The sequence below is a fragment of the Streptomyces sp. NRRL S-340 genome, from assembly GCF_000720185.1.
GTDB lineage: Bacteria > Actinomycetota > Actinomycetes > Streptomycetales > Streptomycetaceae > Streptomyces.
Genome location: NZ_JOIY01000010.1, coordinates 145,336 through 158,950, shown reverse-complemented (window position 1 = coordinate 158,950; position 13,615 = coordinate 145,336). Strand labels below are relative to the sequence as shown.

General features: G+C 74.9%; 11 protein-coding genes. 5 read left to right on the top strand and 6 right to left on the bottom strand.

Translation table 11 applies throughout. From position 1 onward, the window contains the following. Positions 1-28: 28 nt before the first annotated feature. Together IG64_RS10220 and IG64_RS10215 are read right to left on the bottom strand one after the other, a co-directional pair. On the bottom strand, positions 29-649 hold the full coding sequence (locus IG64_RS10220; RefSeq protein WP_037854278.1) for a class F sortase: 621 nt from the start codon (positions 647-649) through the stop codon (positions 29-31). A gap of 124 nt (positions 650-773) precedes the next feature. Further along, positions 774-1,346 carry a hypothetical protein gene (locus IG64_RS10215; protein ID WP_037854276.1) on the bottom strand — a complete coding sequence of 191 codons (573 nt, stop codon included), beginning with the start codon at positions 1,344-1,346 and terminating at the stop codon, positions 774-776. A 323-nt stretch (positions 1,347-1,669) separates the two neighbouring features. Here IG64_RS10215 and IG64_RS10205 point away from each other — a divergent pair, with 323 nt between their 5' ends. Together IG64_RS10205 and IG64_RS10200 are read left to right on the top strand one after the other, a co-directional pair. Beyond that, entirely contained in the window at positions 1,670-2,266 is a 597-nt protein-coding gene (locus tag IG64_RS10205) for an NADPH-dependent FMN reductase (RefSeq protein ID WP_037854274.1), read from the top strand. Positions 2,267-2,474: 208 nt separating this feature from the next. Then, the gene (locus IG64_RS10200) at positions 2,475-2,912 is read left to right on the top strand and encodes a hypothetical protein (protein ID WP_037854273.1); all 438 of its coding nucleotides are present in this window, start codon (positions 2,475-2,477) and stop codon (positions 2,910-2,912) included. A gap of 99 nt (positions 2,913-3,011) precedes the next feature. Here IG64_RS10200 and IG64_RS10195 read toward each other — a convergent pair whose 3' ends face one another. The 4 genes from IG64_RS10195 to IG64_RS10180 all read right to left on the bottom strand — a co-directional run bounded on the left by IG64_RS10195 (position 3,012) and on the right by IG64_RS10180 (position 9,217). Beyond that, entirely contained in the window at positions 3,012-4,655 is a 1,644-nt protein-coding gene (locus IG64_RS10195) for a M4 family metallopeptidase (RefSeq protein WP_037854272.1), read from the bottom strand. 415 nt (positions 4,656-5,070) lie between these two features. Beyond that, positions 5,071-5,916 (bottom strand): arylamine N-acetyltransferase family protein, encoded by an 846-nt coding sequence (locus IG64_RS10190; RefSeq protein ID WP_037854270.1) that lies wholly within the window; start codon positions 5,914-5,916, stop codon positions 5,071-5,073. Positions 5,917-5,987: 71 nt separating this feature from the next. After that, positions 5,988-8,423: a molybdopterin oxidoreductase family protein gene (locus tag IG64_RS10185; RefSeq protein WP_037854269.1), complete on the bottom strand. Its 2,436-nt coding sequence runs from the start codon at positions 8,421-8,423 to the stop codon at positions 5,988-5,990. A gap of 110 nt (positions 8,424-8,533) precedes the next feature. After that, positions 8,534-9,217, bottom strand: a complete 684-nt coding sequence (locus IG64_RS10180) for a SanA/YdcF family protein (protein ID WP_037854266.1) — start codon at positions 9,215-9,217, stop codon at positions 8,534-8,536. Between the two features lie 569 nt (positions 9,218-9,786). Here IG64_RS10180 and IG64_RS10175 point away from each other — a divergent pair. The 3 genes from IG64_RS10175 to IG64_RS10165 all read left to right on the top strand — a co-directional run bounded on the left by IG64_RS10175 (position 9,787) and on the right by IG64_RS10165 (position 13,583). Then, the gene (locus IG64_RS10175; RefSeq protein ID WP_037854264.1) at positions 9,787-10,608 is read left to right on the top strand and encodes a sirohydrochlorin chelatase; all 822 of its coding nucleotides are present in this window, start codon (positions 9,787-9,789) and stop codon (positions 10,606-10,608) included. Between the two features lie 121 nt (positions 10,609-10,729). Then, positions 10,730-12,100: a deoxyguanosinetriphosphate triphosphohydrolase gene (locus IG64_RS10170; RefSeq protein WP_037854263.1), complete on the top strand. Its 1,371-nt coding sequence runs from the start codon at positions 10,730-10,732 to the stop codon at positions 12,098-12,100. Between the two features lie 217 nt (positions 12,101-12,317). Beyond that, a complete protein-coding gene (locus tag IG64_RS10165; protein ID WP_037854262.1) occupies positions 12,318-13,583 on the top strand; it encodes an NAD(P)/FAD-dependent oxidoreductase in 1,266 nt (421 codons plus the stop codon). Positions 13,584-13,615: the final 32 nt, after the last annotated feature.

Below are 13,615 nucleotides of genomic sequence, written 5' to 3'. Positions count from 1 at the left end.
GGGGCGCGGGCGCGCCCCCGCCCTGCCGTCAGCGGCTGCCGGTCAGGTGGGCGAAGACGACGACGTTGCCCTGGTAGCCGGTGGCCCTGGAGTAGCCGCCGCCGCAGGTGATCACCCGCAGCTCCGGGCGCTCCGCGGCGCCGTAGACCTTCTTGTCGGGGAAGTCCTTCGCCGCGTACACCTCGATCGCGTCCACGGTGAACACCGCTACCCCGCCGTCGCGGCGGTCCACCTCGATCACGCTGTCCTTCTTCAGGGCCCCGAGGTCGTAGAAGACGGCGGGGCCCTGCGTGTTGTCGACGTGGCCGGCGACGATCGCGGTGCCGCGCTCGCCGGGAGTGGTGCCGGACTCGTACCAGCCGGCCAGGTTCTTGTCGGCGGCGGGCGGGACGTCCAGGCTGCCGGACGGGGTGAGGCCCAGGCCCGTCAGGGGGGCGTCCACCCGGATCGAGGGGATGCGGATGCGGGTGGGCGGGGACGGCGGCAGCGCGGGCGCGCCCAGGCGCTGCGCGCCGGGGTCCGGCGTGCCCTCGGCGGCGGCGGGCTGGGGCGGGGCGTGCGTCGTGTCCGCACCGTTCAGCAGCCACACGCCGCAGCAGAGGCTGACGACGGTGACGGCGGCTATCGCACAGTCGCCGATCCTGCGCATGGGAACCCCTCTCCCGGACGGGTGCTGCGGTCGTGCCCCCCGCCCCCTCCGGGCCGCGAGGGGCGTCGCACCCGGAGGGGGAGGGGACGTGCGGTCCCGGCGGACGGACAGCGGAGGGTGTCCGTCAGATCCCGTCGCCTCTCGCCCGGCGGTGCAGGAGCCAGGTACCGCCCGCGGCGGCGACGGCGAGAGCCGCCACGCCGGCCGCGGTCTGCACGGGGTCGTGGCCCAGGGCGCCGCCGACCCCCGTCTTCACACTTCCCCGGGGCTCCACCTGCTGCCCCTGCGCCGCGGTCAGCGTGACCACCAGGTCGCCCCTGACCTCCCGGCCGCCCTCGGCGCACTCCGCGACGATCTCGTACGTCCCCGGCTGGGCGCTCTCGGGGACCCGGAACTGCCCGATCGCGTCGCCCTCGTGCGTGCTCGGGGCCAGCGGGAAGGGACCGGCGCCCACCGCGCTGGCGTCGCCCGCCGCGGAGGACTTCTCGCCGCACGCCTTGGTGTTCACCGTGACCTGCCCGCCCGGCACCACCGAGGAGGGGTACACCTCCAGGGCGGTCGCGGCCGAGCCGGCGGGGCGCGCGGCCACGGGAGCGGTGTCCGCGCCGTACGCGGGCCCGGCGAGGGCGCTCACGGCGGCGACGGCGAACGCGGCCCCGGTCACGGCCCCGGCCGGCAGACGTGCGGTACGTCGCATCGGTGCTCCTTAGAGCTGCTCAGCGGTCGGGACACGGCCCGCGGCACCGGCATGTGCCGCCGTCGTCGCGTCCCTGCCCTTCCGAGGTAAGTGGCACATGCGCCCGTCCGCTTCCTGAGAGTCCGTCAGAAATACGATGAACGGGTGCTGCCGCTTCCGGCGCGCCGCGTACCGCCACCTCTCTTTGCCCAGGTCAGCGGGCACGCCCTGACGGGGTGTCGGAATTTTCCCGAAGGGGGCGGCGGGCGGCGGTGAACGGGTGAGCGGGGTGCGCGGAACCCGCACTTGACCTCAAGCAAGGTTGAGCTATCAGGCTGTCCCGCATGAACACCACCACGGCGCCCGGTGCGCCCCTGAACGTCACCCTCGTCCTCGGCAGCAACCGCCACGGCCGCTTCGGCCCCGTGGTCGCGGACTGGCTCCTGACCCGCCTGCGGGAGCGGCCCGGCCTCGCCGTGCAGGTCGTGGACGTGGCCGAGTCGGCCGCCCTCCCGACGACCCTGGAGCCGGGCCCGGAGGCGAGGGCGGCCCTGGCGGAGATCACCCCGAAGCTGGCGTCCGCCGACGCGTTCGTCGTCCTCACCCCGGAGTACAACCACTCCTTCCCGGCCGGCCTCAAGAACCTCATCGACTGGCACTACACCGAATGGCAGGCCAAGCCGGTCGCCCTCGCCTCCTACGGCGGCGTCGCCGGCGGTCTGCGCGCCGTCGAACACCTGCGGCAGGTCTTCGCCGAACTGCACGCGGTCACCGTCCGCGACACGGTCTCCTTCGCCAACGCGGGCGACTCCTTCGACGGCGAAGGCGGCCTGAAGGACCCCACCGCCCCGGACGCGGCGGCGAAGGTGATGCTGGACCGCCTGGAATGGTGGGGACGCTCCCTGCGGGAGGCCAGGGAGCGCAGGCCGTACGGGGGTTGAGGGCGGCGTGGACTCCTCCACCCGCGGCGGTAGGGCTACCGCCGGGGTTTACCGCCGGGTTCCCACGCCGGGTTGACGCCGCGGCGCCGGTGCGCCCCGTACGTTCGGCGGCGACACGGTTCCCGGCGCGCGGCCCCGGCAGGACACGAGCCCGGCGGCCCCCGCGCGGTCGTCGCTGCGGTCGACGCAGCAGAGGAGGAGCACACCCATGTCCCTGCGCGGAACCTTCGCGGCCCTCGCCACGACAGCGGCCCTGGCCGGAGGCGGCCTGGTCCTCACCGCACCCGCCGAAGCGGCCCCGCTGTGCGATCCCTGGGGTGCGACCGGCACCGCGGGCGACATCGGCGGGGCGTACGCGCACGGGGACATGTGCATCTTCAACGTGGACAACCGCCCGAGCGTCGACGTGTACCTGAAGGACACGGTCGCGGACGGCAAGTCGGCGTGCGTCCAGCTCCACGCCACCTACGCCGACGGCGGGATTCGCGACGAGTGGGTCTACAACAGCGGCGGAGCCGGCTCGGAGAAGCACGCCTCCTACACGTTCGCCTCGAACCTGCGCGGCATCTGGGTGCGGGAAGGCCTGGGCAAGGGCGGGGTGTGCACGGTCATGGCCCCCGGGGTGCACACCATCTACAAGTACTGAGCCCACCGGTGCCGGATCCGCCGGTACCGAGCCCGGTACAAGACGAACGGCCGCCTCCGCCGTGCGGGCGGGGGCGGCCGTAGTGTCCGGCGGGCGGGGTCAGTTCACGCTGACCGCGCTCCACGCCGCCGCCACCGCGTTGTACTCCGCGGAACCGGCGCCGTACAGGTCCTTCGCCGCGTTGAGGGTCGCCGTCCGGGCGCCCGCGTAGTTCGTCGAGGACGTCATGTAGACCGTGAGGGCCCGGTACCAGATCTTGCCGAGCTTGTCGTGGCCGATGCCCGTCACCGTGGAGTTGTTGCAGGTGGGGGAGTTGTACGCGACCCCGTTGACGGTCTTGGCGCCGCTGCCCTCGGCGAGCAGGTAGGCGAAGTGGTTGGCGACGCCCGAGGAGTAGTGCACGTCGAGGTTGCCCACCGAACCGCTCCAGCAGTCGGCCGAGCTGCCGTCCCTGGAGGGCTTGTCCATGTAACGCAGGGCGGTGCCGCCGAAGCCGGAGCGGACGATCTCCTCGCCGATCAGGTAGTCACCGGGGTCGGCCGGGTTGGCGGCGTACCACTCCACCATCGTGCCCAGGATGTCGGAGGTGGCCTCGTTCAGGCCGCCGGACTCGCCCGAGTACGTCAGGGCCGCCGTCTTGGACGTCACGCCGTGCGACATCTCGTGCCCGGCGACGTCGAGGGCGACGAGCGGCCCGAAGGTCGTACCGTCACCGTCGCCGTACGTCATGCAGAAGCAACTGTCGTCCCAGAAGGCGTTGTTGTAGTTGGTGCCGTAGTGGACGCGGTTGTACGAGCCCTTGCCGTCGCCCGCTATGCCGTTGCGGCCGTGGACGTTCTTGTAGTAGTCCCACGTCTCGTTGGTGCCGTACTGAGCGTCCACCGCCGCCGAGGCGCGGTCCGCCGTCGTGCCCGTGCCCCAGTGGTTGTCGGCGTCCGTGAAGAGGGTGGCGGGGGCCCGCTGGAAGCAGATGCCGAAGATGCACAGGTCGGTCTTGTTCTCCGCGTCGCCCGTGTACGTGTTGCCGCGTGTCGGGTCCTTGAGCTGGTACGCCGACCCGGACTGCGTCGTCTCCAGCGCGACCGTCCCGCTGTAGAGCGACGTGCCGTCACCCGTCGCCGTCTCGATGCTGTCCCAGGCGTCGATCTGCGCACCGGTGCGCGCGTCGGTCAGGACGGTGCGGGCGACCGGGTTGCCGAGGGAGTCCAGGCCGGCGGCCACCGTGCGCCAGGCCAGGCGGGGCGTACCGTGCAGGGCGTCGACGACCAGGCCCGGCCTGGCCTTGACCTGCTGGAGGCGGGCGGCGGGGTGCGCGGCGCGCAGCGCCTGCTCGGCGAGGCCGGCGGCCCGCGGGGCGGCGAGGCGCGGGGTGGTGGTCGCGAGCGACACCGTGGTGCGCGTGGCGCGGTCCGCGCCCCGGTAGGTTCCGTCCGGGGCCAGGTGGACCACGAAGTCGCCGCCCAGCACGGGCAGCCGGTCGTACGTGCGGTCGTAGCGGACGTGCTGGGTGCCGTCCTTGTCGACGATCACGTCCCGGACGCTGGTGCGCTCACCGGCGGTCAGCCCCAGGGCTCCGGTGTGCTCGGCGAGCGCCGACGCGGCGTTCCGGACGGCGGTCGTGCGGCTGGGTCCGGTCTCCGCGTGGGCGGCGGGGGACAGCGCGGTGGCCAGCAGGGCGGCGGCGGTGGCGGCGACGCCGGCTGCGGCAAGACGGGAACCTCGGGTGTGCCGTGTCCGACTCATCGGTCTCCTTGAGCGCGGGCGCCCTGGGGCGCGCGGGGGTTGCGCTGACGGTGACCAAGATTTAAGTGGGCATGACATGTCATGTCCATAGCATCTGCAGGGGGAATGAGGAGCGGGGGCTCAGCGGGGGACCGGTACCGGCGCGGTGCGGACCGCCGGCGGCAGGCCGGCCCGCCCGCCGGACTCCGGCGGAGGGCGGCCCGCCGCCCGGCGGTCCCGGGGTGGCACCCTGCCGTCTGCCGTCTGCCGTCTGCCGCCTGCCGTCTGCCGCCTGCCGTCTGCCGCCTGCCGTCTGCCGTCTGCCGTCTGCCGTCTGCCGTCTGCCGTCTGCCGTCTGCCGTCTGCTGCCTGCCGCCTGCCGCCTGCCGCCTGCCGTCTGCCCGCCCGCCCGATGGCCGGTGGCCTGCCCGCGTCCTCAGACCAGCAGGTTCAGCCCCTGCGGCACCTCGATGCCGAACTCCTCGTCCGCGACGCGACGCGCCTCCGCCTCGTCCGTGAGGGTGCGTTCGGTGACCGTGCCGTCGGCGCGCGACTCGGTGAACCGGGCGCCGTCCAGCGCGACATGCCGCTCCGCGGTGGCCTTCTGCAGGTAGGCGCGGCGCGTGAAGGGGGAGCGCGGGTGGGTGCTGACGTGCCAGTTGAACACCTCGAAGTCCGCCGCGGTGAACGGCTCCAGCGTGAAGGCGTACTGGGCGACCCAGCGCGCCGATGCGCCGTCGTACGCCTCCAGCGCCCACAGCTCCAGCGGCCCGCCGTGCGGCAGCCGCGCGAACCGGTGCCTGCGCCCGGCGTCCTCGAACTCGGCGCCGAGGACCAGCGGCACCGGCAGGAGCAGCGCCCCCGTCGCCCCGAAGCCGACGTCCGCTAGGTACGGCCGCGGCTCGTCCGGCACGCCGACCCGCAGCATCATGTGCGTGCGCGGCCGGCTCTGCGGCGAGTCGGCGCCCAGCACGACCCGCGCGGCCAGCCCCGACACCTCGAACCCGAGGGCGTCGAGCGCGCACGCCAGCAGTGAGTTGTGCTCGTAGCAGTAGCCACCGCGCCGGCCGCGCACCATCTTGGCCATCAGATCGGCCGGGGCCAGGGAGGGCGCGGTGCCGGAGAGGGCGTCCAGGTTCTCGAAGGGGAGGGAGAAGGAGTGCGCGAGGTGCACTGCGCGCAGGGTCGCGAGACCGGGCTCCCTGCCGCCCTCCCATCCGATGCGGCGCAGGTAGGCGTCGAGGTCGAACGGTTCGGGCGTGCTGCTCTGGACGTCGGACATGCCCCGAACCTACGCCCCACCGCCCCGCCCCGGCCCCGGCCCCCGGCCCGGACCCCTCTCGTCCGGTGGACCTAGGACTGCCCTCCCGCGGCCCCCGGTCCCTCCGCGAGCTCCACCCGCACCGCGCACACCTTGAACTCCGGCATCCGGGAGGCCGGGTCCAGCGCCGGGTTCGTGAGGGTGTTCGCGCGGCCCTCGCCGGGCCAGTGGAAGGGCATGAACACCGTGTCCGGGCGGATGCCGTCCGTGATCCGCGCGGGGGCGACCGCGCGGCCGCGCCGGGACACGACGGCCAGAGGGTCCCCCTCGGCCGCGCCCAGCCGTGCCGCCAGCCGGGGATGCAGTTCGACGAAGGGGCCGGGCGCGGCGGCGTTCAGCTCGTCCACGCGCCGGGTCTGCGCGCCGGACTGGTACTGGGCGACGACCCGTCCGGTGGTCAGCAGCACCGGGTAGGCGTCGTCCGGTTCCTCCGCGCTCGGCCGGTGCGACACGGCGACGAACCGGGCCCGGCCGTCCTCGGTGGCGAAGCGGTCGAGGAAGAGACGGGGGGTGCCGGGGTGCGGCGCGGGAAGGGCACGGCGCGGGGACCGCGCGGCGCGCACGGGCGGCGAGGAGGCGGTGGCGGCCGGGCTCGCGGGATTCGCCGGACCCGCAGGGTCCGGTGTGCCTGCCGTGCCTCCTGTGCCGGCTGTGTCTCGTGTGCCTGCTGCTGTGTCTGTTGCTGTGCCTGTGGCGCCTGCCGGGCCTGTGGTGCCTGCCGTGCCTGCCGTGGCACCCGCGTCTGCCGTGCCTGCCATGTGTGCCACGCCTGCCGTGTCCGCCGTGCCTGCCGCGCCCGCTGTGCCCGTCCCGCCCTCCCGGACATCCGTGTCCCCCGGTCCTTCCGGGGCTGCCGGGCACGGCCAGAACACCCCGTTCTCCGCCGCCAGCCTGCGGTAGGTGACCCCCGAGTAGTCCGCGGGGCCGCCCGCGCTCGCCCGGCGCAGCTCCTCGAAGACCTCCTCCGGGTCCGTCGGGAAACCCTTCTCCACACCCAGCCGGGCGGCCAGGGCGTGCAGAACCTCCAGGTCGCTGCGCACACCGTCGGGCGGGGCGAGGGCACGGCGCCGCAGCAGCACCCTGCCCTCCAGGTTCGTCGTCGTGCCCGTCTCCTCGGCCCACTGCGTCACCGGCAGGACGACGTCCGCGAGCGCCGCCGTCTCCGACAGCACCACGTCGCACACCGCCAGGAAGTCCAGCGAGCGCAGCCGCTCCTCGACGTGTGCGGCGCGCGGCGCGGACACCACCGGGTTGGAGCCCATCAGCAGCAGCGTGCGGATGTCGGTGCCCAGCGCGTCCAGCAGCTCGTACGCGCTGCGTCCGGGCCCCGGCAGACTGTCCGGGTCCACGCCCCAGACCCCGGCCACGTGCCGCCGGGCCGCCGGGTCGGTCAGCTTGCGGTAGCCGGGCAACTGGTCGGCCTTCTGGCCGTGTTCGCGTCCGCCCTGCCCGTTGCCCTGCCCGGTCAGGCAGCCGTACCCGGACAGCGGGCGGCCCGCCCGGCCGGTCGCCAGGCACAGGTTGATCCACGCGCCCACCGTGTCGGTGCCCTTGGCCTGCTGCTCGGGCCCGCGCGCGGTGAGCACCATCGCCGCCTCCGGCTCGCAGAACAGCCGTACGGCCTCCCGCAGGTGCGGGACGGGCACGCCGGTGACCCGCTCCACGTACTCCGGCCAGTGCGCCATGGCGGCCGCCCGCGCCGCGGCCCAGCCGGTCGTGCGCTCGCGGACGTACTCCTCGTCCACCCGCCCCCCGGCGACGACCAGGTGCAGCAGGCCGAGGGCGAGCGCGAGGTCGGTGCCGGGGCGGGGCGCGAGGTGCAGGTCGGCCTGCTCGGCGGTCTTCGTGCGGCGCGGGTCGACCACGATCAGCGTGCCGCCGTTCTCGCGCAGTTCGCTGAAGTACCGCAGCGACGGCGGCATCGTCTCCGCCGGGTTGGAGCCGACGAGGATCACGCACCCCGTCCTCGGGATGTCCTCCAGCGGGAACGGCAGCCCCCGGTCGAGACCGAACGCCAGGGTCGTGGCGGCGGCCGCCGACGACATGCAGAACCGGCCGTTGTAGTCGATCTGCGAGGTGCCGAGCGCCACCCGCGCGAACTTGCCGAGCGCGTACGCCTTCTCGTTGGTCAGCCCGCCCCCGCCGAACACCCCGCACGCGTCCGGACCGTGCTCCCCGCGCGCGCGTGCCAGCGCCCCGGCGATCCGGTCCAGGGCCTCGTCCCAGCCGGCCGGCTCCAGCACGCCCGCGCGCGAGCGCACCAGCGGCGAGGTCAGCCGCACCCGGGAGGAGAGCACCGCCGGGGCCGTACGGCCCTTGCCGCACAGCGCGCCCCGGTTCACCGGGAAGTCCGCGCGCTCACTGACCTCTACGCCTCCGCCGGGGACCGGGGTCAGGTTCATCCCGCACTGCAGGGCGCAGTACGGGCAGTGGGTGGGCGTCGCGGAGGCGGTGCGGGTGTTCGGCATGCCGCTCAGGGTGCGGCGGCCGTGTTACGCGCCCCTACGGCCGCTGTTACGCCGCCGGGACGGTGACCTCCCCGCGCCGGCGCCCGGACGGTGAGGCGGGCGGGCGCCGCTCACCCGGCCCCGGCCAGCGCCCGCGCGACCCCGTGCTCCCGGGGGCCGAGGAACCTCGGGTCCGGCCGGAAGGCCGCCTCCAGGGCCGCCTTCCCCGCGGCGAACACCTCCCGGGTGCCGCCGTAGTACCAGGTGGCGTCGTGCACGGCATCGACCCCGACACCGTAGGAGTCGATGCCCGCCGCCTCGCACAGGGCCACCGCCCGCCGGATGTGGAAGCCCTGGCTGACCAGGACCGCCCGGTCCACGCCGAAGATCTTCTTGGCCCGCACGCAGGAGTCCCAGGTGTCGAAACCGGCGTAGTCGGTCACGATCCGGGCGGCGGGGACGCCGTGCTCCGTCAGGTACGCGCGCATGGCGTCCGGCTCGTCGTAGTCCTCGCGGCTGTTGTCGCCGGTGACCAGGAGCACCTTGATCCGGCCTGCCCGGTAGAGCGCCGCCGCCGCGTCCAGGCGGTGCGCCAGGTACGGCGACGGTTCGCCGTGCCACAGGCCCGCGCCGAACACGACGGCCACGTCGGCGTGCGGCGCGTCCGCCGTGGTGCGCAGCCGGTCCCCGGTGGCGACGTACAGCCAGGTCGCCGGAAGCAGCGCCAGCACGCACACGGCCACCACGGCCTGCACCAGGCGCCGCTGCCCGGTCCGCGTGCGCGGCAGGCGTGGCAGGCGCGGTCGCATCCGCATCGGGCGGTTCCCCCTTCTGCCCCCGCCCGTACCGGTCGTACGGGCCTCGACCAGCTAGGACGTGGCGCGGCGCGGACCGGTTCGCTCCCCGTGTACCGCTCTCGCAACAGCGCACGCGCCGCGCACGCCCGTCCTGCGCCCCCAAGTCTCCCCTCCCGCGTCCCCGAGCCTCCCGCCCCGCGTGCGAGGTCTTCTGTTCCCGAGCCTGCCGCCCCGCGTGCGAGGTGTCCTGTTCCCGAGCCTCCCGCCCCGCGTGCGAGGTCACCCGGGCGAGCAGGTTCGCCACGAGCTGGCCGCGCGCCCTTCCGCCCCCCCCGCGAAGTCTCCCGAGGCCCAGGACGCGCGCGAGGACGAGCGCGGACCCTCCCCCCGCGCGAAGTCTCCCGTCCGCAGTTCTCCGGTCCCGCGCGCCAAGTCTCACGCCCCGCGTCCGGGAACCTCCCGCCCCGCGTCCGGGAACCCCCCGCCCCGCGTCCTCACGCCCTCCGCTCCCGCCCGGCGCACCCCCCACAACACGGCCGACACGGTCACGCAACGGCGGCGCAATCCGCGTCCGCGAGGATCCCCTCATGACGGCCTTGCCCCCGCACGCCCCAGCCGGCCCCGTCCCACCGCCCACGGTCCGACCCGCTCCCGGCCCCTCCACCACCGCCCCACCCGCCCTCGTCCTCGTGGCGCACGGCAGCCGCGACCCGCGCGCGGTGAGCACCGTGCGCGCCCTCATGGAGCGCGTCCGCGCCCTGCGCCCCGCCCTGACCGTGCGCCTCGGGCACATCGAACTGGACGAACCGCCGCTGTCCGACACCCTGGCCCGCCTCGGCCGGTCCGAGGCGGTGCTCGTGCCGCTGCTGTTCGGGCGCGGCCACCACGTCAAGCGGGACATCCCCGAGATGGCGGCGGCGGCAGCGGCACGCACGCGCGTGGCCGCGCCGCTCGGCCCGCAGCCGCTGCTCGCGCAGGCGCTGCACGCCCGGCTGACCGAGGCGGGCTGGCGTCCGCCGGCCGACGCGGCCGCCCGCCGCGCGAGCGCGGTCGTGCTGGCCGCCGCCGGGTCCCGCGACCCCGAGTCAGCGGACGGCACCCGCCGCACCGCGCGGCTCCTGTCCGACCGCCTCGGCGTGCCCGTAGTCCCCGCCTACGCCTCCGCCGCCGCGCCCACCGTCCCGGAGGCGGTACGCGCGCTGGCCGCCCGCGGCCGGCACCGCGTCGCCGTCGCCTCCTGCTTCACCGCCCCAGGCCGCTTCGCCACCGAGTGCGCCGCCGCCGCACCCGGCCCGGCCGCGGCCCCGCTCGGCGCGCACCCGGCGATGGCCCGCCTGGTCCTCCACCGCTACGACCGGACCCTCACGCCCGTCCCGGCCCCGGCGCGCGCCGCGCTCGTCCCCGCCTGACCCCGCCCGGCCCGCCGCCTCGCCCCGGACGAGCCCGCGACCGCCCTCCGGCCACCGGTCGCCACCCGCCGTGAGCGGAACGTGACATCCGGTTGTCAGTGGGTGCGCCTACTGTCGAGGCATGGAAGGGATCGATGGGACCGCAGGGACGGCGGGGCCGGCCCCCGAGGCAGCGCCGCCGTACGAGAACCACGTGCCACCCGTGGGCTACGACCCGGCGTCGGTCGACCGCTGGGCGGCCGAGCCGGACAAGCGGCCGGGGCGGACCGCGTTCCAGCGCGACCGCGCGCGGGTGCTGCACTCCGCGGCGCTCAGACGGCTGGCCGGCAAGACCCAGGTCGTCACGCCGGACGAGGTCCCGCAGACCGCCGGCGCGTGGGACGCCAGCCCCCGCACCCGGCTCACCCACTCCCTGGAGTGCGCCCAGGTGGGCCGCGAGCTGGGCGCCGCCCTGGGCTGCGACCCCGACCTGGTGGAGGCGGCCTGCCTCTCGCACGACCTGGGCCACCCGCCCTTCGGCCACAACGGCGAGCAGGCGCTCAACGAGTTCGCGCACGACTGCGGGGGCTTCGAGGGCAACGCCCAGTCACTGCGCCTGCTCACCCGCATCGAACCCAAACGGTTCGTCACCGGCCCGGCCTCGGGCGAGCCGGTCAGCGTCGGACTCAACCTGACCCGGGCCGCCCTGGACGCCGCCACCAAGTACCCGTGGCCGCGCGGCGCCCACCCCACCGACCCCGCCTCACCCAAGTTCGGGGTCTACGAGGACGACCGGCCGGTCTTCGACTGGCTGCGCCGGGGCGCCCCCGGCACGCGCACCTGCTTCGAGGCCCAGGTCATGGACTGGTCCGACGACGTGGCGTACTCGGTGCACGACGTGGAGGACGGTCTGCACGCCGGCCACATCGACCCCGGCTGCCTGAGAGCCGCCCCCGAACGCCGGGCCGTCTTCGCCGCCGCCGTCGGCCGCTACGTCCCGGCGGACACCGACCACGCCGAGCTGGCCGAGGCCCTGGACCGCCTCCTCGACCAGGAGTGGTGGCCGCACGGGTACGACGGCACCGCCATGGCCCAGGCCCGGCTGAAGGACGCCACCAGCCAGCTCATCGGCCGCTTCTGCCTGGCGGCCGAGGGCGCCACCCGGCAGGCCTACGGCGGCGGCCGGCTCACCCGGTACGGCGCGGAGCTGGTCGTGCCGAGAAGCACCCGAATGGAGTGCGCCGTCCTCAAGGCCGTCGCCGACCGGTTCGTCATGCAGCGCACCGAGCAGGAAAGACTCCGCGCCGACCAGCGGATCGTCGTCGCCGAACTCGCCGCGGCGCTCACCGCGCGCGCCCCCGAGGGCCTCGACCCGCAGTTCCGCGCCCTGTTCGGCCGGGCCGGCGACGACCGCGCCCGCAAGCGGGTGATCGTGGACCAGATCGCCTCCCTCACCGATGTCTCGGCCCGCTCGCTTCACGCACGTCTGACGGGGGCAGGCATGACGGCATGAAACTGACAGCGCGCTTACGGACCCCCGTGATACCGCTGTCACCCGTGGGACGAGGGTGACCGCTGAGCCCGGGCCCGGCGCCCGGAGGTGACCCTGCGTGGCCTGATCGGGCCACTCCCTCTTCCCGCATCACGCTCCGTGCGGGACGCTCGCAGGTGGCGGCACACCCGCAGTTCCCCTGGGGGACACCCCCCAGACCCCCGGCAGGAGGCATCAAGTGGTCGACGCGGATCAGACATTCGTCATCGTCGGAGGAGGTCTGGCCGGCGCCAAGGCGGCCGAGACGCTGCGCGCGGAAGGGTTCAGCGGCCGGGTGATCCTCATCTGCGACGAGCGCGACCACCCCTACGAGCGCCCGCCGCTGTCCAAGGGCTACCTGCTCGGCAAGGAGGAGCGCGACAGCGTCTTCGTGCAGGAACCCGCCTGGTACGCGCGCCACGACATCGAGCTGCACCTCGGCCAGACCGTCGTCGCGATCGACCGCGCCGCCAAGACCGTCCACTACGGCGACGACGGCACCCACGTGCGCTACGACAAGCTGCTGCTGGCCACCGGCGCCGAGCCGCGCCGCCTGGACATCCCCGGCACCGGCCTGGCCGGGGTCCACCACCTGCGCCGCCTCGCCCACGCCGAGCGCCTGAAGAACGTCCTGACCCACCTCGGCCGGGACAACGGCCACCTGGTGATCGCGGGCGGCGGCTGGATCGGCCTGGAGGTCGCCGCGGCGGCCCGCGGGTACGGCGCGGAGGTCACCGTCGTCGAGCCGTCCGCCACCCCGCTGCACGGCGTGCTCGGCCCCGAGCTGGGCCAGCTCTTCGCCGACCTGCACCGCGAGCACGGCGTCCGCTTCCACTTCGGCGCCCGGCTGACCGAGATCGTCGGCCAGGACGGCATGGTGCTGGCCGCCCGCACCGACGACGGCGAGGAACACCCCTGCCACGACGTGCTCGCCGCGATCGGCGCCGCCCCGCGCACCTCGCTCGCCGAGGCTGCCGGCCTGGAGCTGGCCGACCGGGCGCACGGCGGCGGCATCGTCGTCGACGAACGGCTGCGCACCGCCGACCCCGACATCTTCGCCGCCGGCGACGTGGCCGCCTTCCCGCACGCCCTGTTCGGCACCCGGCTGCGCGTCGAGCACTGGGCCAACGCCCTCAACGGCGGCCCGGCCGCCGCCCGCGCGATGCTCGGCCAGGACCTCACCTACGACCGCGTGCCCTACTTCTTCTCCGACCAGTACGACCTCGGGATGGAGTACAGCGGGTGGGCGCCCCCGGGCTCGTACGACCAGGTGGTGATCCGCGGCGACGCCGGCAAGCGCGAGTTCATCGCGTTCTGGGTGAAGGAGGGCCGCGTGCTGGCCGGGATGAACGTCAACGTGTGGGACGTCACGGACCCCATCCAGCACCTGATCCGCACGAAGACGCAGGTGGACACCGAGGCGCTGGCCGACCCGCACGTGCCGCTGGACACCCTCGCCTCCTGAGGCACGGGGATGTCCGAGGGCCCCCGTAGAAT